The organism is Parahoeflea olei (assembly GCF_001703635.1).
In the GTDB taxonomy this organism is placed as follows: Bacteria; Pseudomonadota; Alphaproteobacteria; order Rhizobiales; family Rhizobiaceae; genus Hoeflea; species Hoeflea olei.
The window spans coordinates 158,991-184,459 of record NZ_LQZT01000023.1; the positions used below are offsets into that span (position 1 = coordinate 158,991).

A 25,469-nucleotide genomic window follows, 5' to 3' on the forward strand; every position below is an offset into this window, starting at 1 on the left:
CGAAAAGTTCACGCCAAAAAAGAACGGAACCATTGCTGCGTTCGGCTGTTGACTTGGCACAGCACCGACCGCGGAGACCTTATCGTTGCCTTCCAGCATCCTCACGATCCTGCGCCTACAGTCGGACCCCCACCGGCCCTCTCAGGACGCATCCGGCATTCTCGAGCGTGCCGCCTCGGCAGGCTTCGACGCCGCCCTGTGGCAGGGCGACTGGCTGCTGTTCGGTGACGGCGCGTTGGATCCGGAAACGGCCGCGGAGCTGGGGTGCGCCACATCCCTTCGCATCCTGATCGATATCAACATCGCCCGGTTTCCGCTCGACCATCCCCTCGTGCGCAAGCATCCCGACCTGTTCTCGATCCGCCGTCTCGGCCAGAGCGAAGGCCCGGTCGATCCGCGCAAGCCGATGCCGCCGAGCGGCGAAGCGATCGCCCGGCTCACGAGCCCCGATGCGGTCGAGCTTCTGGCGGGCCCGATCGTCGAGCGGTTGAGCAAGCTGGCCGCGAGCGGCGTCGGCGGCTTCCGCCTTGTCGATCCGGGCCGGATCGGCGGCGCGATGATCTCGCGGATCACGTCCGCGTTCGCTGATCGCGATGTCGTCATCCTCGCCGCGCCGACGGACAGGTCAGATGCGGGCAGGGACATCGCCGCGGCCGGGCTTGACGGACTGACCGTCTCTTACGGCTGGGCGGACCTCGCCGCCGGCCGACTGCCGGACGCGGGCCGGGGGGCGGCCTCCGGCGTGCCGGTGCTCGCCGACCTCGAAGCCGGCGGTACCCGCGGTGGCGGAGGCCGGTTGATCAAGGCTGCCGCCGCGCTTGCGGGCGGCATCATCGTGCCGCATTCGCTGCTCGGCGACGATGCCGGCGAATTCGCCATGGCCGAAAGCGCGATCGCGCTCAATGAACGCGCCGCGGCCTATGACGGCGCCGTGCGGCTCGTCTCCCGAGGCCCCGGCACGGCGCGTGCGCTCGTGCGCACCCGCAAAGGCGATGGCCAAGCAAGCGCGGGCGCGCTGCTTATCCTGATCAATGCCGGCACTGCAGAAAGGCCCGCGCCGGGCAGGGGCGCGATCATCCAGCGCGCAGGCCGTCCGCTCGACCTTTCGGACGCCGACCTGTCACCGCTCGCTCCCGGCGAAGTCCGGCTGATCGAGCTTGAACCCTCCGCCCCGATCACCCTCGCCCCGCAATCGGGGCCTGAAGCCGTGGCCGGCCGCGCCAGGGCGCCGCGCCTGGTGGTGGAAGCGGTTACGCCCACGGTCGAAGGCGGGGATTTTCCGGTCAAGCGCGTGGTCGGCGACACGGTCGAGGTGGAGGCTGCGATCTTTGCCGACGGCCACGAGCAGCTTGCCGCGGAACTGCGCTGGCGCAGCCTCGATGGTGAGGACTGGCAGTCGGCACGCATGAACCCGCTCGGCCGCAACGATCTGTGGCAAGGCGAATTTACGCTCGAACGCCTCGGCGCCCATGAATTCGTCATCGAAACCTGGCTCGACCTGTTCGGCGCCTTCCGTCGCGATTTTGCCAAGAAGCGCGACGCCGGCGTCGCCCAACCCGTCGACCATGCCGACGGCCGCGCGCTGATCGCCAGGGCCATCAAGCGCGCCAAGGGAAGCACGCAGAAGCAACTCAAGGTCTTCGCAAAGCGCATCGGCGAAGCCGGCTCGGAGGAAGACAGCGCCGCGCTGCTGCTGGATCCGGATCTCGCGGCGCTGATGGACACTGCCGACGACCGCCCGTTCCGCCTCGTTTCCAAGGCCCAGCGCATCGATGCCGAGCGCCTGGCCGCAAGGTTTTCGAGCTGGTACGAGCTGTTTCCGCGCTCGATGACCGACGACAAGAGGCGCCACGGCAGCTTCGCCGACGTCATTCCGCATCTGCCGCGCATCCGCGACATGGGCTTCGACACGCTCTATTTCCCGCCGATCCACCCGATCGGGCTCACCAACCGCAAGGGTCCCAACAACACGCTGACGCCCGAGCCGCACGATGTCGGCAGCCCCTATGCGATCGGCAGCGCCGAGGGCGGCCATGACGCCATCCATCCCGAACTCGGCAGTTTCGAGGATTTCGACCGCCTGGTTGAAGAAGCCCGCGCGCACGGGCTCGAGATCGCGCTCGATTTCGCGATCCAGGCCTCGCCCGACCACCCTTGGCTCACTGAACATCCGGGCTGGTTCTCCTGGCGGCCCGACGGGTCGATGAAATATGCGGAGAACCCGCCCAAGAAATACCAGGACATCGTCAATCTCGATTTCTATGGCCCCGACGCCGTGCCCGACCTGTGGCTCGCGCTCCGGGACGTGGTGGAATTGTGGATCGGCCACGGGGTCAAGACCTTCCGGGTCGACAACCCGCACACCAAGCCGCTGCCGTTCTGGGAGTGGATGATCGCCGACATCCGCAGCCGCCATCCCGATGCGATCTTCTTGGCCGAGGCCTTCACCCGGCCCACCATGATGTACCGGCTCGCCAAGGTCGGCTTCTCGCAAAGCTACACCTATTTCACCTGGCGCGACGGCAAGCACGAGCTGATCGACTACATCACCGAATTGACCACCACGGCGCCCAAAGAGTTCTACCGGCCGCATTTCTTCGTCAACACGCCGGATATCAACCCGATCTTCCTGCAGACCTCGGGCCGTCCCGGCTTCCAGATCCGCGCCGTGCTCGCGGCCACGCTCTCGGGCCTGTTCGGCGTCTATTCCGGGTTCGAGCTCTGCGAGGCGGCGCCCTTGCCGGGTCGGGAAGAATATCTCGATTCCGAGAAATACGAGATCCGCCCGCGCGACTACGCGGCGCCCGGCAACATCATCGCCGACATCACGCTGCTCAACCGCCTGCGCCGCGTGCATCCGGCGCTGCAGACCCATCTCAACACCCGTTTCTATCTCGCCCACAATGACAACATGATCTGGTACGGCAAGCCCTCTCCGGACGGCGGCGAGATGATCATGGTGATGGTCAGTCTCGATCCGCACCATGCCCAGGAGACCCATTTCGAGGTTCCGCTGTGGGAATTCGGTCTTGCCGACACCGACAGCATCGCCGTCGAGGATCTGGCCCTCGGCTACCGGTTCGACTGGCATGGCAAGACCCAGTGGATCCGCCTCACCCCCGATCTGCCCTACCGGATATGGCGCCTCGTCGCGCCGGGAGGACACGCATGAACCAGACCGCCCGTCCCTTCATCGCCCCGGCGATGGTCACCGACATGAACGATCCGCTCTGGTACAAGGACGCGATCATCTACCAGGTGCACGTCAAGTCGTTCTTCGATTCCAACAATGACGGCATCGGCGATTTCGCCGGCCTGATGCAGAAACTCGACTACATCGCCGAACTCGGCGTGACCGCGCTGTGGCTGCTGCCGTTCTACCCCTCGCCGCGCCGCGACGACGGCTACGACATCGCCGAATACTGCGGCGTCAGCCCCGACTACGGCACCATCGAGGAGGTCCGCGCCTTCATCGAGGCCGCGCATGCGCGCAACATCCGCGTCATCACCGAACTGGTGATCAACCACACCAGCGACCAGCATCCCTGGTTCCAGGCCGCGCGCAAGGCGCCGGCCGGTTCGCCCGAGCGCGAGGTCTATGTCTGGTCCAACGACGACAAGCTCTATTCCGGCACCCGCATCATCTTCCTGGACACCGAGAAATCCAACTGGACCTGGGACGAGGAGGCGGGGGCCTATTTCTGGCACCGGTTCTACTCGCACCAGCCGGATCTCAATTTCGACAATCCGGCGGTGATGGAACGCGTGCTCGAGGTCATGCATTTCTGGCTCGACGCCGGCGTCGACGGGTTGAGGCTCGATGCGGTGCCCTATCTGATCGAGCGCGACGGCACGTCGAACGAGAACCTGCCCGAGACCCACGATGTCCTCAAGCGCATCCGCGCCGACATGGATGCGAATTATCCAGGCCGCATGCTCTTGGCTGAGGCCAATATGTGGCCCGAGGACACGCAGCAATATTTCGGCGGCGCGGCCTGCGGCGAGGATGGCACGCCGGCGATGTCGGACGAATGCCAGATGGCGTTCCACTTTCCGCTGATGCCGCGCATGTACATGGCGGTGGCCCAGGAAGACCGCTTCCCGATCACCGACATCATGCGCCAGACGCCCGAGATCCCGGGCGATGCGCAATGGGCGATCTTCCTGCGCAACCACGACGAACTGACGCTGGAAATGGTCACCGACGCCGAGCGCGACTATCTGTGGAACACCTATGCGTCCGACAAGCGCGCGCGCATCAATCTCGGCATCCGCCGCCGGCTCGCGCCGCTGATGGACCGTGACCGCGCCCGCATCGAGCTGATGAACGCGCTGCTTTTGACCATGCCCGGCACGCCGGTTCTCTATTACGGCGACGAGATCGGCATGGGCGACAACATCTTCCTGGGCGACCGCGATGGCGTGCGCACGCCGATGCAATGGTCGCCCGACCGCAATGGCGGCTTTTCACGCGCCGATCCGGCCTCGCTGACGCTGCCCGCGATCCAGGACCCGCTCTATGGCTATGAGGCGGTCAATGTCGAGGCGCAGGAGCGCGACCGCCATTCGCTCCTGAACTGGGTCAAGCGCATGCTCGCCGTCCGCCGCGGCCACAAGGTCTTCGGGCGCGGCACGCAAACCTTCCTTAGGCCCCCGAACCGGCGGATTCTCGCCTATCTCCGCGAATACGAGGACGAGACCATCCTGTGCGTGGCCAATCTCGGCCGCACCGCGCAGGCGGTGGAACTCGACCTGCACGATTTCGAGGGCCGCACGCCGGTGGAACTCAGCGGCGGTGCCGCCTTCCCCAAGATCGGGCAACTGCCCTATCTGCTCACGCTCCAGCCCTATGGCTTCCTCTGGTTCCGGCTCGCCGAAAATGTCGAACCGCCGGAATGGGCGACGTCCGCGCCTGCGGACGCGATCGAGTACTACACCTTCGTGCTGCGCCCCGAGCTCAGTGATCTGGGCGAGCCGGTGCATGCGGCGGTGCTCGAGCGCGACATATTGCCCGATTACATCGCGCAACGGCGCTGGTTCGGCGGCAAGGACGAGCCGATCTCCAAAGTCGCGCTCGAACGGCTGACGCCGATGCCCGGCGCGCTCGATCTGCTGCTTGGTGAATTCCGCGTCTCCACGGCCGTGAGCGAGGCCACCTACACGCTGCCGCTCGGCATCGCCTGGAGCGACGGGCAGAACGGGCCCTATGCGTCGAACCTCGCGCTGGCGCGCGTCCGCCGCGGCCGCGATGTTGGCCTTTTGACCGACGGCTTCACGCTCGCGCCCTTCGCCCGGTCGGTGGTGAGCGCCATGCGCGAGGGAACCGTGGTTGCCGTGGGCGACGGCGAGATCCGCTTTTCGGCCATGCCCGGCTTCGATCTCGATGCCGACGGCGAGGTCGAGTGGATGGCCGCCGAACAGTCGAACTCCACCATGATGATCGGCCGCCAGGCCGTGCTCAAGCTGTTGCGAAAGGTTGCGCCAGGCGTTCATCCGGATGTCGAGATGGTACGCTATCTCACCGACCACGGTTACGCCAACGTGCCGGCGATGCTCGGCACCGTGACCCGGTCGGACAAGGACGGGGAGACGCTTCTGATGATGGCGCAGGCCTTTGTCTACAACCAGGGCGACGGCTGGCAGTGGACGCTCGATTTCCTGGGCCGGCTCGCCACCGACACCGAAACCAGTTTCTCCAACTACGCCAATTTCGCCGCCAATCTCGGCCGCCGGCTTGCCGACATGCACCAGGTGCTGGCCTCGGAGACCTCCAATCCCGACTTTGTGCCCGAGCCGGTCACGCTCGAGCAGGCCGACAAGCTCGGCGGCCGCATCAAGGGCCAGGTCGACAAGGCCATGGGCCAGTTGCGCGGGGCTGAGCTCGACGAGGCCGCGGGCCGTGACGCGGCGTACCTGTTCGACACCCGCGACGTGCTGATCGAGCGGATCGGCGAGGTCGTGCGCCGCGCGGTCGATCGCTACCGCACCCGCATCCATGGCGACCTGCATCTGGGCCAGGTGCTGGTCACCGGCGACGACGTCATGTTCATCGACTTCGAGGGTGAGCCGACCCGCCCGATCAGCGAGCGGCGCGGCAAGGACCTGTCATTGCGCGACGTCGCCGGCATGATGCGCTCTTTCGACTATGCGCTCGCCGTGGCCGAACGCAGCCGGCCCTCCGGCGCCGATCCCTGGAGCGAGGACTGGTCCGAGGCTTTCCGCTCCAATGCCAAACAGGCCCTTCTTTCGGGCTATCTCGGCCTGAAGCCGGCGCGTGAACCCGGTGGGGAAGGCGAAAACGGCGAGATCGCGCCGCCTGAAATCGAAGTCGATCCGCTGCTCGATCTGCTGATCATCGAGAAGGCGGCCTATGAGGTGGTCTACGAGGCGGCGAACCGGCCCGACTGGATTGGCGTGCCGGTGGCGGGGCTTGCCCGCGCGGTGCGCCGGCTGATGGCGGGAGGCGGCCGATGAGCGCGGTCGACCACGTCCTCGCCGCGGCTGCCGCAGCCCTCGATGGACGCCTGCAGGATCCCTTCGCGCTGCTCGGCCCGCACGAGACCGGCGAGGGGCGCGTCGTGCGCACGTTCCAGCCCGGTGCCGAACGGGTGGAGGTCGCCGCGCGGGGCGGCGGCGCGGCGCTCGGGACCTTGCGCGAGGTCGCGCCCGGCTTCTTCACCGGCGTTGTGTCCGATGACCGGCCCTACCTTCTGCGCATCACCTGGCCCGGCGGCGCGGTGCAGGAGACCGAAGACCCCTATGGCTTCGGCTTCGTGCTCCGCGATCTCGATCTCTATCTCTTCTCAGAGGGCCGGCATCTCGATCTCGCGCGCGTTTTCGGCGCGCAGCCGATGGTGATGGAGGGCGTCGAGGGCGTGGCCTTTTCGGTCTGGGCGCCGAATGCCCGGCGGGTTTCCGTCGTTGGCGACTTCAACACCTGGGACGGCCGCCGGCATCCGATGCGGCTGCGCCAGCCGGCAGGCGTCTGGGAGATCTTCGTGCCGCGGCTCGGCCCCGGGGTGCGCTACAAGTTCGAGATCGTCGGTCGCAATGGCGGCATCTGGCAGAAGGCCGATCCGGTGGCGCGCCAGACCGAGGCCCCGCCCCGGACCGCCTCGATCGTCGCGCCCCGCCCGGATTACATCTGGCACGACGACGACTGGATGGACGACCGCGCCCGCCGCCAGGCCCCGAATGCGCCGATGTCGGTTTACGAGGTCCATGCCGGTTCCTGGCTCGCGCCGGAAGGCGCCGGACAGGGGGACCGCGCGCTCGACTGGCGCGGCCTGACCGAGCGGCTGATCCCCTATGTGGCCGAGATGGGCTTCACCCATGTCGAATTGCTGCCGATCATGGAGCACCCTTTCGGCGGCTCCTGGGGCTACCAGCCGCTGTCGCAGTTCGCTCCGTCCGCGCGTTTCGGCCGGCCCGAGGATTTCGCCCGCTTCGTCGACGCCTGCCACCGCGAGGGCATCGGCGTGATCCTCGACTGGGTGCCCGCGCATTTCCCCGCTGATGCGCACGGACTTGCCACATTCGATGGCAGCCATCTCTACGAACATGCCGATCCGCGCGAGGGCTTCCACCAGGACTGGAACACGCTGATTTACAATCTCGGCCGGCGCGAGGTTTCGGGCTTCCTGCTCGCCTCCGCTGTCTGGTGGCTGGAAACCTTTCACGTGGATGGGCTGCGCGTCGATGCGGTGGCCTCGATGCTCTACCGCGATTACAGCCGCAAGCCCGGCGAATGGGTGCCCAATATCCATGGCGGCCGCGAAAACCTCGAATCCGTGGCGTTTCTCAAGCAGATGAACACGATCGTCGCGGATCGCTGTCCCGGTGCGATGACGATCGCCGAGGAATCCACCGCCTGGCCCGGCGTCTCGGCCCCCGTGAACGAAGGCGGCCTGGGCTTTTCCTATAAGTGGAACATGGGCTGGATGCACGATACGCTCAGCTATATCGAGCGCGACCCGCTCTACCGGCGCTGGCATCAGGGCGAACTCACCTTTCCGATGGTCTACGCCTATTCGGAACACTACGTGCTGCCGATCAGCCATGATGAGGTGGTGCACGGCAAGGGCTCGCTCTGGAACAAGATGCCCGGCGACCGCTGGCGCAAATTCGCCAATCTCCGGCTCTATCTGTCGCTGATGTGGACCCATCCGGGACGCAAGCTTCTGTTCATGGGGTGCGAGCTGGGCATGGAGACGGAATGGAACCATGACCGGTCTTTGCCATGGGACCTGCTCGACAGGCCCGAACATGCCGCGGTGCAGACGCTGGTCCGGGATCTCAACCGCCTCTACCAGGCGGAACCGTCGCTGCACCGCCACGACAGCGATCCGACCGGCTTCCAGTGGCTGGTGGCCGATGACAGCGAAAATTCGGTCTTTGCCTTCCTCCGCCACGGTGCGGGCGATCCGCTCGCGGTCGTGCTCAACATGACCCCGCAGCCGCATGCGAGCTACCGGGTCGGCCTGCCGCATCCGGGCCGCTGGGAGGAAGTGCTGAATTCGGACGCCCACCGCTATGGCGGCTCCAACATGGGCAATGGCGGCAGCGTGAATGCCGCCAATCGCCCGCTGCACGGCCAGCCCTGTTCTGCCGACATCACCCTGCCACCGCTCGGAGCCATCCTCCTGCGCCATCAAGGATCACGCACGTGACACCAACCCCTGACCGGCTTGAGTCCGGCTATCCCTATCCGCTCGGCGCCACGTTCGACGGTCTGGGCGTGAATTTTGCCGTCTTCTCGGCCAATGCCGACAAGATCGAGCTCTGTCTGTTCGAGTCGTCGGGCAAGCGGCAGATCGCCTGTCTCGAACTGCCCGAATGCACCGACGAGGTCTGGCACGGCTATCTGCCCCATGCCGAGCCGGGCCTGCTTTACGGCTTCCGTGCCCATGGCCGTTACGAGCCGGAAAACGGCCATCGCTTCAACCCCAACAAGCTGCTGCTCGACCCCTATGCCAAGCGGCTGGCGGGCACTCTGCGCTGGAACGACGCGCTGCATTCCTATTCTGTCCGCTCGAAGCGCCAGGACTTGAGCTTCGACCGCCGCGACAGCGCGCCAGCGATGCCCAAATCCGTGGTCACCGCCAATGCCTTCGACTGGTCCGGCGATGTGCGCCCCAACACGCCCTGGTCGGACACGGTGATCTACGAGGCCCATGCCAAAGGCCTGACCAAGCTGCTCGAGGATGTGCCGGCCCGACAGCGCGGCACCTTCGCGGCGCTCGCCCATCCCAGGGTAATCGACCATCTCAGGCGGGTGGGCGCGACCGCGCTCGAACTCCTGCCGATCCACAGCTTCGTCCAGGACCGGCGTCTGCAGGAGGCGGGGCTTGCCAATTACTGGGGCTACAACACGCTCTCGTTCTTCGCGCCCGAACGCCGCTACATGGCGACCGACACCGGCGACGAGCTGCGCATCGCCATCCGCAAGCTGCATGCCGCGGGCATCGAGGTCATTCTCGACGTGGTCTACAACCACACCGCCGAGGGCAGCGAACTGGGACCGACCTTCAATCTGCGCGGCCTCGACAATGCGAGCTATTACCGGCTGGTCGAGGGCGAGCCGCGCTACTGCGTCAACGACACCGGCACCGGCAACACGCTCGATCTCAGTCATCCCCGCGTCCTGCAGATGGTGATCGATTCGCTCAGGCACTGGGCCGAGAGCTATCGGGTCGACGGCTTCCGCTTCGATCTCGGCGTCACGCTCGGCCGCGATGGCAACAACGGCTTCGACCCGCGCTCGGGCTTCTTCGACGTGTTGCGCCAGGATCCGGTGCTCAACCAGCTCAAGCTCATCTCCGAACCCTGGGACATCGGCCCGGGCGGCTACCAGCTCGGCCATCACCCGCCGGGTTTTGCCGAGTGGAACGACAAGTTCCGCGACGCCACGCGCAAGTTCTGGCGCGGCGAGAGCGGCATGCGCCCGGAATTCGCCAACCGCATCGCCGGCTCCGCCGACCTGTTCGACCGCCGCGCCCGCCGGCCCTGGGCGAGCGTCAATTTCATCACCGCCCATGACGGCCAGACCCTGCGCGATCTGGTGAGCTACGAGGGCAAGCACAACGAGGCCAATGGCGAGGACAACCGCGACGGCCATTCCGAGAACTACTCCTGCAACTGGGGCGCGGAGGGGCCGTCGGACGATCCGGCGATCGAGGATGTCCGTGATCGCGTCACCCGCTCGATGCTGACCACGCTGATGACCTCGCTCGGCACGCCGATGCTGCTCGGCGGCGACGAATTCGGCCGCACCCAGCAAGGCAACAACAATGCCTATTGCCAGGACAACGAGATCAGTTGGTTCGACTGGTCGGCGCTCGAAAGCGAGCGCGGCCGCAAGCTCACCGCTTTCGTCGGCAAGCTCACGGCGGCGCGGCGCAATTATCCGCTGATCGGCGCGACGCGCTTCCTGCATGGCGAGGTCGAAGTCGCGCCGGGCGTGCTCGACATCGACTGGTTCGACGAGCGCGGCGAGCATCTGTCGGAAGACGACTGGAAGAACGCCGAGGGCCGCGCGCTTACCCTGCGCCGCTGCCGCCGCAAGCCCGACGGTTCGCTCGAAACGGTGACGTTGCTGATGAACGGGTCTGGCGATACGCTGACCTTCAAGCTGCCGCCGCCGGAGCTGCGCCGCACGCTCGTCATCGACAGCGCCGATCCGGAGGCGGGCGAAACCGAAATCGGGACCGAGATCGAAGTGCGGGACCGTGCGGTGATGCTGGTGGTGGGAACCGACAAGGAGACGGGGTAATCTGGGGACCGCAGACGAAGGCTGACGGCAAGACCGTGTTCCGGCTCTGGGCGCCGGACCGCGATGAAGTGCGCCTGGAGCTTGACGGCGGCGCGGCGATGCCGATGACCCGCGGCGAGGGCGGCTGGTTCGCCTGCGCCGCCGACGCGCCGCCCGGAACCCGCTATCGCTTCAGGATCAGCGACGATCTGGCCGTACCCGACCCGGCCTCGCGCAGGCAAACGGGCGGCGTGCATGGCTGGAGCGTGGTGACCGATCCCGGCGCCTATCGCTGGACCCTGCCCGACTGGAAGGGCCGGCGCTGGGAGGAGGCGGTGATCCTGGAGATCCATGCCGGCGTGCTCGGCGGCTTTGCCGGCGTGGCGGAGAGGCTTGCCGGCTGGCGCGATCTCGGCATCACCGCGATCGAGCTGATGCCGGTGGCGGCCTTCGGAGGCAGCCGCAACTGGGGCTATGACGGCGTGCTGCCCTATGCGGTGGCGGAAAGCTACGGCACGCCCGACGAACTCAAGGCGCTGATCGACGAAGCCCACGGGCTGGGCATGATGGTGCTGCTCGACGTGGTCTACAATCACTTCGGCCCCGACGGAAACTATCTCGGCACCTATGCCCCCGATTTCATGGACGAAACCGCGCCCACGCCCTGGGGCGGCGCAGTCGCGGTGGCGCACGCGCCGGTGAGGCGCTTCATCATCGACAACGCGCTGATGTGGCTCGGCGAGTACCGCTTCGACGGGCTGCGCTTCGACGCAGTCCACGCGATCGGCAACACCCATTTCCTCGATGACATGGCGGCCGAGATCCTGGCGCATCTGCCCGGCCGCGAGATCCATCTCGTGCTCGAAAACGAGCACAACGATTCCGACCGGCTGCTGCCCGGCGGCTACGACGCGCAATGGAACGACGATTTCCACAATGTGCTGCACGTGCTGCTGACCGGCGAGAGCGAAGCCTATTATGCGGGCTTTTCCGCCGACCCCACGGCCAAGCTCGCGCGCTGCCTGCTCGAAGGCTTCGTCTACCAGGGCGAGGACCCCGGCAGCGGCCCGCGCGGCAAGCCAAGCGCTCACCTGGAGGCGACCCGCTTCGTGAGCTTCCTGCAGAACCACGACCAGATCGGCAACCGCGCCATGGGCGACCGGCTGATCTCCTCGGTCGATCCGGAGCGGCTCAAGGCGGCGGTCGCCCTGCTGCTCTTGTGCCCGCAGATCCCGATGCTGTTCATGGGCGAGGAGACCGGCAGCCGCTCGCCCTTCCTGTTCTTCACCGATTTCGAGCACGGGCTCGCCGATGCGGTGCGGGAGGGTCGTCGGCGCGAATTCGCGAGGTTCTCGGCGTTTTCCGACCCCGCGACCCGCGAAAGGATCCCCGATCCCAACGCCCCGTCCACCTTCGATGCCTCCGAGCCGCTACCAGGTCCCGATGCGGCCGAGTGGCAGGCGTTCTACCGGAGCCTGATCGCGCTCAGGCACCGCCACATCGTGCCGCGGCTCAGGGGCGCGCGCGGGCTTGACGCCACGGTGTTGGGTGAAGGTGCGGTCACCGCCCGCTGGCGCATGGCCGACGGCGCGACGCTCGGCATTGCCGTCAATCTTGGCGGGTCGGACGCGGATTTTCCGGACCCGCGCGGCGAGATCGTGTATGCGCTGGGAGAGGCGGGCGCGCCCGCAAGTTTCTCCGCTTGGATCGACCGATGACACACTTGTATGAACTGGCCCGCGCGGCAGGTTTGCAGATCGACTGGCAGGACGCAGTCGGAGCCCCGCAGCGTGTGGGCGACGACGCCTTGCGCAAGGTGCTCGCCGCGCTCGACCTGCCCGCCGGCTCGGACGCGGAGATTGAAGACAGCCGGGAACGGCTGCATGCGGCGCAGCGCGACATCCGCTTCGTCTCCGCCGATATCGGCGAGCGCATAGGCCTGCCGCACGGCTTCGGCGCGCCCGGTGAGGCCGAACTCCGGCTCGAATCCGGCGAAACCGTGCCGGTCCGCATCGATCAGGACGAGGGCGGGCTCTCCATCCTGCCGGTCGACGTTCCGGGCTATCACGATCTCGCGCAGGGCGGAGGCGAACTCCGCATCGCCGTGGCGCCGCGGCGCTGTTTCTCGGTCGCCGATGCCGCCGCCGGGCGCAAGCTGTGGGGACCCGCGGTGCAGGTCCCCTCGCTCCGGCATGCGGGCCATCCGGGCTTCGGCGATTTCGGCGCGCTGGCGGAAGCCGCCCGGAGCTTCGCCGCCCACGGCGCCGACGTGCTGGCGATCAGCCCCACGCATGCGCTGTTTCCCGCCGATCCGGGGCGCTTCAGCCCCTATTCGCCCTCGAGCCGGTCCTTTCTCAACATCCTGTTCGGCGATCCCGCGCTGATCGGGCATCCCCCGGAGGCCAGCGGTGCGTCCGGTGGCACGATTGGGGGATCGACCGGCGAGTTCATCGACTGGGAGCACGCCATCCCGGCGCGGCTTCAGGCCCTGCGCGCGACCTTCGCCGCGCGGAGCGACCAGGTGCGTTCCGCGGTTGCGGCTTTCCGCGCCCGGGGCGGGCAGGCGCTCGAGCAGCACGCGGTGTTCGACGCGCTGCATGCCCGCTTCTTTGCCGAGGGAGCCGGCGGCTGGCAGCAATGGCCCTCCGCGTACCACGATCCGGAAGGCGCCGCGGTCGCCGAATTCGCCGGTCGCCACAGCGAGGAGGTGGATTTCTACGTGTTCGCCCAGTGGCTCGCCACGGCGAGCCTCGAAGCCGCGCAGAAGGCCGCCACCGATGCCGGCATGGCGGTGGGGCTCGTCTCGGATCTCGCCGTCGGCATGGATCCCGGCGGCAGCCATGGCTGGAGCCGCCGCGACGAACTCCTGACCGGCCTGTCGGTCGGCGCGCCGCCGGACGTGCTCGGCCCGGACGGGCAGAACTGGGGCCTCACCAGCTTTTCGCCGATGGCCCTGAAGCGCACCTGCTTCGAGGGCTTCATCGCCACGCTGCGCGCGGGCCTCAGCCATGCCGGCGGCATCCGCATCGACCATGCGCTCGGGCTCAACCGGCTCTGGGTGGTGCCGCAGGGCGGCACGGCCGACGAGGGCGCCTATCTGCATTTCCCGCTCGAGGACATGCTGCGCATTCTCGCCATCGAATCCGTGCGCGCCCGCGCCGTCGTCATCGGCGAGGACCTGGGCACCATTCCGCCCGGCCTGCGCGACCGGCTCGAGGCGCGCGAGGTGCTCGGCATGCGCATTCTCTGGTTCGAGCGCGAGTGGGACGGAAGCTTCATTGCGCCCGAGCGCTGGCAGCGGCAGGCGACCGCGATGACCGGCACCCACGACCTGCCGACCGTCGCCGGCTGGTGGCGCGGGCGCGACATCGACTGGACCTGGCGTCTCGGCCGCAGCTCGCGCGCCGAGAACGAGGCGGCCGACCGCGAGGCGCGCGCGCACGACCGGGCCCGCATCTGGCAGGCCTTCGAGGCCGCCGGCTCCGCGACCGGGCCGCAGCCGGGGCCGGACGATACCGACACGTTCGCCGATGCGGCGCTCGCCCATGTCGGCGCGACCGCCTGCGAGCTGGCGATCGTACCGATGGAGGACGTGCTCGGCCTCGTCGAGCAGCCGAACCTGCCCGGGACCATCGACGAGCATCCGAACTGGCGCCGCCGCATGCCCGGCACCACGGACGCGCTGCTCGCCGGCCCCCGCGTGGCCGCGCGGCTTGCCCGCCTCGACCGCTCCCGGCGCGGCGACCCCGTGTCGGCACAGGCGAACGGCGAGGCCGGGGGCTCATGAGCCCGCGCGCGAGCTACCGGTTCCAGTTCCACAGCGATTTCACCTTCGCCGAGGCCGAGGCGCTGGTGCCCTATCTCGAGCGCCTGGGCGTGAGCCATGTCTACGCCTCGCCGGTCACCACCGCCGCGCCCGGCTCCATGCATGGCTATGACGTGGTCGATCCGACCCGGGTCGATCCCGCTTTGGGCGGCGAAGAGGGACTTGCAAGCCTGTCGGCGGCGCTGCGCGCGCGCGGCATGGGCCTGATCATCGACATCGTGCCCAACCACATGGGCGTGGCGGGCAATGACAATGCCTGGTGGAACGACGTGCTGCAGAATGGCCGCGACAGCCGCTACGCACACTTCTTCGACATCGACTGGCGCCGGCCGCTGCTGCTGCCGCTGCTGGGCGCGCCACTGCCGGAGGCGCTGGAGAACGGGGATATCGCCCTCGATGCAAGCGGCGGCGAACCGGACCTGGTGCTTTATGGCGAGCGGCGCCTGCCGCTCAGGCGCGAGGACCACGCCCGCGCCCGCGCCGGGCTCGCAGCGGACGACCTACCGGCCCTGCTCGACCACCAGCACTACCGGCTCGCCTGGTGGCGGGCGGCCGACGACGAGCTCAACTGGCGCCGGTTCTTCACCATCAACGATCTCGCCGGCCTGCGCGTCGAGGACCCCGAGGTGTTCGAGGAGAGCCACGCGCTCTACTTCCGGCTCTACCGGGAGGGTGTGATCGACGGCGTGCGCATCGACCATGTCGACGGCCTGACCGACCCCGCCGGCTATTGCCGCAGGCTCAGGGCGCGCTTCGACAGCATCCGCCAAGCCGCGCGCCTGCAAGATGACCCGGCCTATATCGTCGTCGAAAAGATCCTGGGGCCGGGCGAGGGGCTCGCCACCGACTGGGGCGTCGACGGCACCAGCGGCTACGATTTCATGGAGGATGTCTCGGCGCTGCTGCACGACCCCGCCGGCGCGCAGCCGCTCGGCGCGCTCTGGTCGCGCTTCAGCGGCCGCACCCGCGATTTCGAGGAGCAGGAACTCCAGGCGCGCCAGGACATGCTCGACTGGTCCTTCGACGGCCAGTTCGAGGCCTGCGTCGCCGCCTTCGTGGCCCTGGCGGCCTCGAGCCAAACGACCGCCGGCCTGACGCGCGGCATGCTGCGCCGGGCGATAAGGCGCATGCTCTGGGTGTTCCCGGTCTACCGCACCTACGGCACCGGCGCGTCCGCGCCCGAAAGCGACGCCTGGGTGCGCGAGAACGTGCGCGCCAAGGCCGCGCGGTTCAGCCCGCCGGGGGAAGACATGGTGGTCGATCATATCCTCGCCTGGCTTGCGGGCGAGGGGCCTGGCGCGCCGGCGCTTGCCGCTGTCGCCGTGCAGCGGTTCCAGCAGCTCTCGGCGCCGATCGCTGCCAAATCGGTGGAAGACACCGCCTTCTACCGGCACGGGCTTCTGCTCTCGCGCGCCGATGTCGGCTTCGACGCCTCGCGGTTTTCCCTCTCCGTCGGGGCCTTCCATCGCGCCATGATCGAACGCGCCCGCGATTTTCCCCGCTCCATGCTCGCCACCGCCACCCATGACCACAAGCGCGGCGAGGACCTGCGGGTGCGGCTTGCGGTGCTGAGCGCCATTCCCGGCCTCTGGCGCGACCGTGTCGAGCGCTGGGACGACATGGCGGGCGGGGATGCCAGCGGCGTCGTGCCGGGCGACCGCTACATGCTGTTGCAGACGCTGTACGGCGCCTGGCCCCCGGGGCTCGCGCCGGACGATCGCGTTGGCCTTGGCGCCTATGCCGACCGCATCGCCGACTGGCAGAGAAAGATGCTGCGCGAGGCCAAGCTGCACACGTCCTGGGAGGCGCCGCAGGAAACCTACGAAGAGGCCTGCGAGAGGCTGTCGCGTGCCCTGCTCGATCCGTCGGCGTCCCCGGAGTTCCTGGCCGACCTCACGGGGTTCGTCGATCTCACGGCCGGCGCGACGCTTTCCAACATGCTGGTGCAGACCGGATTGCGCTGCATGGCGCCGGGCATGCCGGATCTCTACCAGGGCGCCGAACTCGCCGATTTCAGCCTGGTCGACCCGGACAACCGCCGGCCCGTCGATTTTGCGCAGCGCGAGGCTGCGCTCGACGATCCGGACAGCGCCGCGCCGGGCCTTGCCGGCGGCGCCAAGATCGCGCTGATCCGCGATCTGCTCGGGCGACGGCGGGACAATCCGGCGCTGTTCGCGCGCGGCGCCTACCAGCCGATTGCGGTGAGCGGCGACCGCGCCGGCCATGTGCTCGCCTTCCGTCGCAGCCATGGTGCCGACTCTGTCCGCTGTGTGTTCGCGCTCCGCTGCGCCGATGCGCTTCTCGGCAGCCCGGATCCGGCGCCGTTCGCGTCGTGGTGGGGCGACACCGCGCTCGAAGACGGCACGCCGGTCGCCCGCCTGCTGGCCGGTTCGCCGGTTCACGTCGGCTGAGACCGTCCGGCCGGGTCGGCGCGGAAAAGCCGGAAATGACCGGTTTGCAGGCCGGCCTGTTTGACCGGCTGGCGGCTACTCGTTCGGGCCGCGCTTCTTGATCACGCCGAAATCACTCGATTTTTCATGGGACGCGGCGATCTCGACGCCTTCGGCCTGCAGCCCCCGGCGCAGCAATTCGCGGACGGCGGAGGCGCGGCTCGGCATGCGCTGCCTGAAGCGCCAGTCATCGATGGCGTTGAGTTCTTCCTGCGCCACCATGATTTGCAGGCGCTCATTTCGTTCCCGATACATCTCCTCAGCCCCCGGTCAATTCGGCATGTGTGTATAAGTGAGTATTTATAGCCTTTGTTTCAAGTGGCTCAAAAGATGCGAGTTACGCACTGTGCGTCCTCGTCTCAACCGTGGTCTTTATATCGCCACAGCTTCATCCGATATTGAGGGAAGGGAGGATGCATTCGGGGGCGGAAATTCTCACACGCGATTGACGCATCGCTCAGATCATCAATTCGAAGCCAGGGAGAGACCCGCATGGACAAGACCCCGAAAATCCTGATCGTCGTCGACGAGCCCGGCATGATGGTGGACATGTTTCTCGAGCTGGAAGGCCGTGGATTCGCCGTCGAGCCGGTGAAGCCCTCCGATTGCGCCGATCGCGTCTCGCACCATGCCGTGGACGTGGCGATCTTCGATCTGCACAAGTTCGATACCACCGCTATGGCCATCGTTTCGCGCCTGCACGGCCGGGAGATCCCGGTGATCACGCTTGGCAACAGTCCGCCCGAGGGGCCGGACCGGGGCGTCGGCGCGCTGCTCAGCCTGCCGAAGCCTGTCGATTACAACCGGCTCGCCGACTTTCTGTCCGACCTGATCAAGCGGCCGCGCACGCACTGGTCCCCGGCCGGAACCGCCATTCATGGCGCTGGCTACCACGATCGTGAATCCTCCGTCGGCTAGCCGGCCCTGCCTTTCGGCACAGCACGCCTTCCCTTTGTCCTCCCCGAAATCATGGTTCCCGACCGGTGACATCGCGCACCGGTGCGGCGGGTGACGGTCGCTCCGGCAGCACTGGTCCGGACCGATGGTCCGGGGCTGCCCGCCCCTGTGTCACATCACCTCGGCGCGCTCGCCGCCGAACTCGGTTCCGAGGGCCCGGTGGGCTTCGAATACCGATTCGGGCAACAGCACCGGGCGGTTGTCGGGCAGCCGCTGCAGCAGCGCCTCGATGCGCCGGCGCGAGGGCGCGAGCACCCGGGTCGCATAGTCCTGTGCCTGCCCGGCCTTGAGAACAGCTTCGGCGAAGTCGTAGAGCTTGCGCGTGTCGGTCCAGTGCGCGCACAGCATGATCAGGTCATGCCCGGCGTTGAGAATGTCGGCGGCCAGGCCCGGGGCCTCGCGATAGTCGTCCATCGCATGCATGCCGACATCGTCGGTCACCACCACGCCCTGGTAGCCGAGTTCGGTGCGCAGGCAATCGCGCACGACCTTCTGTGACAGCGTCACCGGGTTTTCGGTATCGAGCGCCGGCACCATCAGGTGCGAGGTCATGACCACCGGAATGCTGGCGCCGATCGCCGCCTTGAACGGCACCAGTTCGCGGGCGTCGAGCGTGGCGCGGTCGGCCTGGGCGGTGGGCAGCGTGTAGTGTGAATCGCCGGTGGTGTCGCCATGGCCGGGGAAATGCTTGACGCAGGCGAGAACCTTTTCGCTCTGCTGTCCGCGGGCGAAGGCGAGGGCCGCCCGGGCGACCGCCTCCGGGGCGGCGCCGAAGGCCCGCGCGCCGATCACCGGATTGTCCGGATTGGAATTGATGTCGGCCACGGGGGCGTAGTTCAGGTTGAAGCCCAGTGAGGCCAGTTCGTGGCCCATGGCGCGCCCGATCGCTTCGGCCTTGCCGGCCCAGTGGGTCGCGTATTCGAAGCGGGTGACAGGGGCGGGGGCGCGCACAACCCGGCCGCCCTCGTGATCGACCGACATGATGAAGCGGTCGCGCTTCAGGCAGGCGGCGATGGCTTGCCGCAGTTCGGCAAGCTGCCGGTGCCAGTCGGCATAGAAGGCGGTCTGGTCGAAATTGTCGCGGAACAGGATCACGCCCGCCGGCTGCACCTTTTCGAGAATCTCGCGGTCGATCTCGTGCAGCGTGGGGCCGGGCCGGAGCCCGAGAATGAAGTGATGGCCTGCGTCAGACAGTTTCAGGGTTTCGGGCATGGCCGGTCCGCCGATGTGTTCGGGTAAGCGTGGAAACGATCGCTACACAACGGGTATAAACTGGCGTCAGGCTTGTGTCCCGCATTTTCGGGGGAGCGGCCGGCCCCTGTCCGTGGACAAGGGCCGGCCCGGCGTTCGCGGATTGCCGCTCAGCCGTCCTGGGACAGGCAGGTCGTGAGCGAGGTCGACATGGCGCGGATCAGCTCGAAATAGAGCCCGGGGCCGGGCTCAAGGCCGGCGCCGAGCGGATCGAGCACGCCGGACCGGGCCTGCGTGCCTTCGAGCACGGTTGCCACCAGCTTGGGCTCGAACTGCGGCTCGGCGAACACGCAGGCCGCGCCCAGTTCCTTCACCCGTGTCCGGATTTCCGCGATCCGCTCCGCGCCCGGCAGGACTTCCGGCGAAACCGTGATCGAGCCCGAGGCCGGAATGTCGAAGCGGTGTTCGAAATACTGGTAGCCATCGTGAAACACCACGAAGCCCTTGCCCCGGACCGGCTCGATTTGCTGCGCGACCTCCTGGTTCAAGGCATCGAGCCGGGCGCGCACGGCCTCGGCATTGGCATGATAGCGCGCGCCGTTGTCGGGATCGGCTTCGACCAGCGCGGTCTCGATCTCGCCGACCATGGCCTTGGCATTGACCGGGTCGAGCCAGACATGGGCGTCGAAGGCGCCATGCGCGTGATCATGGTCATGCCCGGCCTCATGATCGTGCTCCGCCTCGGGATGGTCGTGCCCGGACTCGTGAGTCTCGTGAGCGTCGTGATCGTGGCCCGCTTCGCCCTCCTGTTCGCCGGCTTCACCGCCATGGTGGTGCGGCTCGAACGCCCCGCCTTCGCGAAAGCCGAGCTTGACGAGGCCCGGCGCATCGAGCAACTCGACGGTCTTGGCCTTGGCGCCGATCGTCTCCAGCGGCTTTTCGAGAAAAGCCTCGAGCTCGTGGCCGACCCAGAAGATCAGGTCGGCCTGCTCCAGCATCTGCGCCTGCGAGGGCTTGAGCGCATAGGTGTGCGGCGAGCCTGCGCCTTCGATGATCAGCCCGGGCTCGCCGACCCCTTCCATGACCGCGGCGACAAGGGAATGCACGGGCTTGATCGAGGCCACCACATGGACCTCGGCGCGGGCGGTGCCGGCAAGGCCGGCAAGCAGCGTGGAGGCGAGGAGCAGGGTGAGGCTTTTGCGGTGAAGCATTGGGGTCTCCGGTTGGTTGGCTTGTCACGTTATTTAATTACATATTTGCGTAACGGTATAACGTGTGGGATAACGCCGCGCAACCCCTTGCGCCGTTCGATGCGAAAAGGTCAAATCAGCCATGTCTCACGCCCGTCCCCCTCTCGTCACGCTCGACAATGCCGGTGTCCATCGCGCTGGTCGCTGGCTCGTGCGCGGCGTCACCCTCGCCATCGAACCCGGCGAGATCGTGACCCTGATCGGTCCCAACGGATCGGGAAAGTCGACCACCGCGAAGATGGCGCTCGGCATTCTCAAGCCCGACGAGGGCACCGTGGTGCGCCGTGCGGATCTCAAGGTCTCCTATGTGCCGCAACTGCTTGCGGTCGACTGGACCATGCCGCTCAAGGTGCGCCGCTTCATGCGCCTGACCGGCCATGTCGATCCGGCAGAGGCCGAAAGCGCCATGCAGTCGACGGGCGTCGCGCATCTGGCGGACGCCGAGGTGCGCACACTGTCGGGCGGGGAGTTCCAGCGGGTGATGCTCGCCCGCGCGGTGGCCCGCAAGCCCGACCTGCTGGTGCTCGACGAGCCGGTGCAGGGCGTGGATTTCACCGGCGAGATCGCGCTTTACGATCTCATCAAGCGCATCCGCGACACCATGCGCTGCGGCATTCTGCTGATCTCCCACGACCTGCATGTGGTGATGGCGGCCACCGACCGCGTGATCTGTCTCAACGGCCATGTCTGCTGCTCGGGCACGCCCACCGCGGTGGCCTCGAGCGCCGAATACAAGGCCCTGTTCGGCGGCCGCGCGGCTGCGACGCTTGCCGTCTACGAGCATCATCACGACCACACCCATCTGCCCGACGGACGCGTGCGCCACGGCGACGGCTCCATCACCGAGAATTGCCATCCGGGCGACGGTCACCATAACCACGATCATGCGCACGGGCACGATCATGCGCACGGGCATGACCATGCTCATGACCAGGACCATGACGACCAGGGCTATCTGGCCGGGAGCCGCACCGATGCTTGACGATTTCTTCACGCGCGCCCTGATCGCCGGCATCGGCGTCGCCCTGGTGGCGGGACCGTTCGGCTGTTTCATCGTCTGGCGCCGGCTCGCCTATTTCGGCGATACGCTCTCGCACGCGGCGCTGCTCGGCGTGGCTATGGCCTTCCTGTTCGAGATCAACATCACGCTCGCCGTCTTCGCCGTCTCGGCCTGCGTGTCGATCGCGCTGCTTCTTTTGCAAAGGCAGGGCACGCTCTCCTCCGATGCGCTGCTGGGGCTTCTCTCCCATTCCGCGCTCGCGCTCGGGCTGGTGGCGCTCGCCTTCATGACCTGGATTCGCATGGACCTGATGGGCTTCCTGTTCGGCGATATCCTCGCCGTCTCGAAGGCCGATATCGGTGTCATCTGGCTGGGCGGCGCCGGCGTGCTTGCGGTCCTGGCCGCAATCTGGCGGCCGCTGTTTGCCGCCACCGTCAACCGCGAACTGGCCGAAGCCGAGGGCATGAACCCGGAGCGGGTCAACATCGTCTTCATGCTGCTGATGGCCGCGGTGATCGCGATCTCGATGAAGATCGTCGGCGTGCTGCTGATCACGGCGCTGCTGATCATTCCGGCGGCGACGGTGCGCCGGTTCTCCGCCGGCCCCGAACAGATGGCGCTGCTCGCGGCGCTTGCCGGCGCGCTTGCGGCCACGGGCGGGCTGTTCGGATCGCTCAGATGGGACACGCCCGCCGGTCCCTCCATCGTCGTCACCGCGCTCGCGCTGTTCGTGCTGTCGCTGGCGGTGACATTGCCGCGCGCCGCGGCCAGGCCCGGCGCCCCGGCCGCAGCGGCGGATACCGCCGAGAAAGGAGCCAGTTCATGAGCGACCACGGTCATCACCATCCCGCGGACCTGACCCGCAACCAGTCGCTGGTGATGGGAGAACTCACCAATGCGAAAGGCCCGCTCAGCGCCTACACCATCCTCGACCGGCTGCGCGACGCGGGCTTCCGCGCGCCGCTGCAGGTCTACCGCGCGCTCGACAAGCTGGTCGAGTTCGGCCTGGTGCACCGGCTCGAAAGCCTCAACGCCTTCGTCGCCTGTCGCCATCCCGGCTGCGACGGCGACGACAAGGTGGCCTTCATGATCTGCGAGAAATGCGGCCAGGTCCGTGAAATCGCCGATGAGGCGCTCGACGGGCGACTGTCGCAACTGGCGAAAGAGGCGGGCTTCGTCCTCAAGAAAGCGACCCTCGAACTGCGCGGCCTGTGCCAGACCTGCGCTGCGGCGTAGCAAGCCTTCGGCAGAAGCGGCCCCGGTGCCGCAGCCGCAATTGCGTGAGGGCAGGCCGCCGGGGCGTCGCGCGGACGGTCTTTGTTCGACCCGCGCCGCCGAGGCTTGCCGGCCGCGACGGGGCAGGCGCAGGACATCCCGGGAGCTATTCCCTGTGGCCGGATGACCGTTTACGGTGCAAATGATGCAACGCTCCGCGATCGCCCGCGGCGCAAACAGTGAGCCCTGAGGTCCCCATGCTGAAGATCATGACAATCGTTGGAACGCGGCCGGAGATCATCCGGCTGTCCCGGGTCATTGCCAAGTTCGACCGGCATTTCGACCATGTCCTGGTTCATTCCGGCCAGAACTACGATTACGAGCTCAACGAGATCTTCTTCGGCCAGCTCAAGATTCGCCGCCCCGACGAGTTTCTCGAGGCTGCGGGAGAGAGCAGCGCCGAAACCATTGCGAACGTGATCGTCAAGGCGGATGCGGCGCTCGAGCGGCACAAGCCGGATGCCGTCCTGCTGCTGGGCGACACCAACAGCTGCATGGCGGCCATTTCCGCCAAGCGGCGCAAGATCCCGGTGTTTCACATGGAGGCGGGCAACCGCTGCTTCGACCAGCGGGTGCCCGAGGAGATCAACCGCAAGATCATCGACAATGTCTCCGACATCAACCTGACCTACAGCCAGATCGCGCGCCAGTACCTGCTGCGCGAGGGCTTTCCGCCCGACCAGGTGATCGTCACCGGCAGCCCGATGGGCGAGGTGATCGAGCACTACCGCGAGGAGATCGGCAAATCCGACATCCTCGCGCGGCTCGGCCTCGAACAGGGCCGCTATTTCGTCGTCAGCGCGCATCGCGAGGAAAACGTCGATGCCCCGGAGCGGCTCGCGGCGCTTGTCGGGATCGTCAACGACCTGGCGGATCGCAACGCCGAGCCGGTGATCGTGTCCACCCATCCGCGCACCCGCAACCGGCTCGATACTCTGGGGCTTGCCGCCCATCCGCTGGTCAGGTTCGAAAAGCCCTTCGGCTTTCTCGACTACATCCAGTTGCAGGTGCAGGCGCGCGCGGTGCTGTCCGACAGCGGCACCATCACCGAGGAAAGCGCGATCCTGAATTTTCCGGCGCTCAACCTGCGCGACGTGCACGAACGCCCGGAGGGTGTCGAGGAAGCTTCGGTGATGATGGTCGGGCTCGATCCGGCGCGCATCCTGCAGGCGCTCGACATCCTCGCCGGGCAGCCGCGCGGCGCCGAGCGCAGCCTGCGCATTCCCAATGACTACCTGCCCACCAATGTCTCCGACAAGATCGTCCGGATCGTCATGAGCTACACCGATTACGTCAATCGCCGGGTTTGGCACCGCTGAGGCAAAGGCGAGGGCGCCTGACGGCAGAGACGGTGTTCAAGCGGTTCCGCGCCGCTCGGACCGCTGCCGAACCGTGGCAAGCATCGCCCGGCTGAAGCCGCCTCAAGCCTCGGCCTGCCGTGCTGGTGCGACGGGTTTTTGTGGTGGTGATTGCTTAAATAAGGGGGTGGCAAGTCAAACCGGTTGAAGGTATTGAGTGGCTTCCGTATCCGATACCTTGCAGAGGCGTCGGCTTGCGCGTCTGGGACGTGGATCTGACCGGACATTCGATCGGGGGCGCATCGCCGGCGCCAAGGGCTAGCGAGGTGAATACCGTGTTCGTCGACATAGAAAAAGTTGTGCTGCGGCCAGACCAGCCGATGCGCGCGGCGATCGAGGCCATCGACACCAGCGGCTTGAAGATCGCCATCATCACCGATGAGGACCGGCGCCTTCTGGGCGTGGTCACCGATGGCGACATCAGGCGCACCCTTCTCCAGGGGCACGGGCTGGAAACGCCGATCCGCGAATTCATGAACGCAAAGCCGCGCACCGCCCACTGGGGCTCGGACAAGAAGGTGCTGCTGAGCCGGTTGCGGCACGAGCAGATCCTGCACATGCCGATCGTCGACGACGACGGGCGGATCCGCGACCTCGCCTATCTTCCCCTGCTGGAGCAGCAGTCGACCCACCTCAACGAGGTGGTGATCATGGCCGGCGGCCTGGGGACGCGGCTTCGCCCGCTGACGGAGAAGGTGCCCAAGCCGCTGATTTCGGTCGGTGGACGGCCGCTGATCGACACCATCGTCGACCGGCTGGTGGCGCAGGGCCTGTCCAACATCACATTGTGCGTCAACTACCTCGGCCACATGCTCGAGGAGCATCTCGGCGACGGATCGCGCTATGGCGCCCGCTTCACCTATGTGCGCGAAGACAAGCGGATGGGAACCGCCGGCGCGCTCTCGCTGCTCAAGCAGCGGCCGGGAGCCCCGTTCTTCGTCATGAACGGCGATATTCTGACCTCGGTCGACTTGCTGGCGATGCGCGACTTCCATCAGGAAAACCGCTCCGTGGCGACCATGGCCGTCAACAACTTCAGCTACGAGGTGCCGTTCGGGGTGGTCGAGGTCTCCGACCGGCGGATCACCGGCCTGAGCGAAAAGCCGCAATACAATTTCCTCGTCAATGCCGGGATCTACCTGTTCGAGCCGGAGGTTCTTGACCACGTCCCGTTCGATCAGTTCTTCGACATGAACAGCTTCTTCGATCGGCTGATTGAACTCGACAAGCCGATCGTGGCGTTTCCGGTGCGCGAGCACTGGCTCGACATCGGCCGGCCGGACGACCTCGAACGTGCCAACACCACTTTTCCCGGGAGCCCGGACGCAAAGGGATCCCCGGGCTCCGGATCCGCGGCCTGACCGCCTTTTCTGACGTGAATCCAACACAATAGGTGACTTTGTGTCGAACAC

16 protein-coding genes are annotated in these 25,469 nt (G+C 67.1%); 13 read left to right on the forward strand and 3 right to left on the reverse strand.

Going from position 1 to position 25,469, the window contains the following annotated elements; translation table 11 throughout:
• The first annotated feature begins 85 nt into the window (after positions 1–85).
• The 7 genes from AWJ14_RS13670 to treY are packed head-to-tail and all read left to right on the forward strand — an operon-like array spanning position 86 to position 16,987.
• Entirely contained in the window at positions 86–3,172 is a 3,087-nt protein-coding gene (locus AWJ14_RS13670) for an alpha-1,4-glucan--maltose-1-phosphate maltosyltransferase (protein ID WP_066180136.1), read from the forward strand.
• Positions 3,169–6,474 (forward strand): maltose alpha-D-glucosyltransferase, encoded by a 3,306-nt coding sequence (gene treS, locus AWJ14_RS13675; protein WP_066180139.1) that lies wholly within the window; start codon positions 3,169–3,171, stop codon positions 6,472–6,474. The genes AWJ14_RS13670 and treS overlap by 4 nt, the downstream gene beginning before the upstream one ends.
• Positions 6,471–8,669, forward strand: coding sequence for a 1,4-alpha-glucan branching protein GlgB (gene glgB / locus AWJ14_RS13680; RefSeq protein WP_066180141.1), 2,199 nt, complete (start codon positions 6,471–6,473; stop codon positions 8,667–8,669). Before treS ends, glgB begins: the two co-directional genes overlap by 4 nt.
• Complete coding sequence (glgX, locus tag AWJ14_RS13685; protein ID WP_066180143.1) at positions 8,666–10,771, forward strand: glycogen debranching protein GlgX; 2,106 nt, start codon at positions 8,666–8,668, stop codon at positions 10,769–10,771. The genes glgB and glgX overlap by 4 nt, the downstream gene beginning before the upstream one ends.
• Positions 10,772–10,806: 35 nt before the next feature.
• A complete protein-coding gene (gene treZ / locus AWJ14_RS13690) occupies positions 10,807–12,468 on the forward strand; it encodes a malto-oligosyltrehalose trehalohydrolase (RefSeq protein WP_245304279.1) in 1,662 nt (553 codons plus the stop codon).
• Positions 12,465–14,537, forward strand: a complete 2,073-nt coding sequence (malQ, locus tag AWJ14_RS13695; RefSeq protein ID WP_066180146.1) for a 4-alpha-glucanotransferase — start codon at positions 12,465–12,467, stop codon at positions 14,535–14,537. The genes treZ and malQ overlap by 4 nt, the downstream gene beginning before the upstream one ends.
• Positions 14,534–16,987 carry a malto-oligosyltrehalose synthase gene (gene treY / locus AWJ14_RS13700; RefSeq protein ID WP_066180149.1) on the forward strand — a complete coding sequence of 818 codons (2,454 nt, stop codon included), beginning with the start codon at positions 14,534–14,536 and terminating at the stop codon, positions 16,985–16,987. The genes malQ and treY overlap by 4 nt, the downstream gene beginning before the upstream one ends.
• A 75-nt stretch (positions 16,988–17,062) precedes the next feature.
• Here the strand turns inward: treY and AWJ14_RS13705 are convergent, their stop codons facing one another.
• On the reverse strand, positions 17,063–17,281 hold the full coding sequence (locus tag AWJ14_RS13705) for a hypothetical protein (protein ID WP_066180151.1): 219 nt from the start codon (positions 17,279–17,281) through the stop codon (positions 17,063–17,065).
• 237 nt (positions 17,282–17,518) lie between these two features.
• Here AWJ14_RS13705 and AWJ14_RS13710 point away from each other — a divergent pair, with 237 nt between their 5' ends.
• Positions 17,519–17,944, forward strand: a complete 426-nt coding sequence (locus AWJ14_RS13710; RefSeq protein WP_066180154.1) for a DNA-binding transcriptional response regulator — start codon at positions 17,519–17,521, stop codon at positions 17,942–17,944.
• Positions 17,945–18,094: 150 nt separating this feature from the next.
• On the opposite strand, the gene AWJ14_RS13715 is transcribed toward AWJ14_RS13710, so the two are convergent.
• Both AWJ14_RS13715 and znuA read right to left on the reverse strand, forming a co-directional pair.
• A complete protein-coding gene (locus AWJ14_RS13715) occupies positions 18,095–19,195 on the reverse strand; it encodes a glycoside hydrolase family 3 N-terminal domain-containing protein (protein ID WP_066180157.1) in 1,101 nt (366 codons plus the stop codon).
• Between the two features lie 149 nt (positions 19,196–19,344).
• A complete protein-coding gene (znuA, locus tag AWJ14_RS13720; protein WP_066180160.1) occupies positions 19,345–20,385 on the reverse strand; it encodes a zinc ABC transporter substrate-binding protein ZnuA in 1,041 nt (346 codons plus the stop codon).
• Between the two features lie 121 nt (positions 20,386–20,506).
• Between znuA and AWJ14_RS13725 the strand changes: the two genes are divergently transcribed.
• From AWJ14_RS13725 to AWJ14_RS13745, 5 genes are all read left to right on the forward strand, one after another.
• Positions 20,507–21,406 (forward strand): ATP-binding cassette domain-containing protein, encoded by a 900-nt coding sequence (locus tag AWJ14_RS13725; RefSeq protein WP_066180162.1) that lies wholly within the window; start codon positions 20,507–20,509, stop codon positions 21,404–21,406.
• Positions 21,399–22,250, forward strand: a complete 852-nt coding sequence (locus AWJ14_RS13730) for a metal ABC transporter permease (protein WP_066180164.1) — start codon at positions 21,399–21,401, stop codon at positions 22,248–22,250. Before AWJ14_RS13725 ends, AWJ14_RS13730 begins: the two co-directional genes overlap by 8 nt.
• Positions 22,247–22,660, forward strand: coding sequence for a Fur family transcriptional regulator (locus AWJ14_RS13735; protein WP_066180167.1), 414 nt, complete (start codon positions 22,247–22,249; stop codon positions 22,658–22,660). The genes AWJ14_RS13730 and AWJ14_RS13735 overlap by 4 nt, the downstream gene beginning before the upstream one ends.
• Before the next feature lie 236 nt (positions 22,661–22,896).
• Positions 22,897–24,018, forward strand: coding sequence for a non-hydrolyzing UDP-N-acetylglucosamine 2-epimerase (gene wecB / locus AWJ14_RS13740; RefSeq protein WP_066180169.1), 1,122 nt, complete (start codon positions 22,897–22,899; stop codon positions 24,016–24,018).
• A gap of 314 nt (positions 24,019–24,332) precedes the next feature.
• Complete coding sequence (locus AWJ14_RS13745; RefSeq protein WP_139112652.1) at positions 24,333–25,418, forward strand: nucleotidyltransferase family protein; 1,086 nt, start codon at positions 24,333–24,335, stop codon at positions 25,416–25,418.
• Positions 25,419–25,469: the final 51 nt, after the last annotated feature.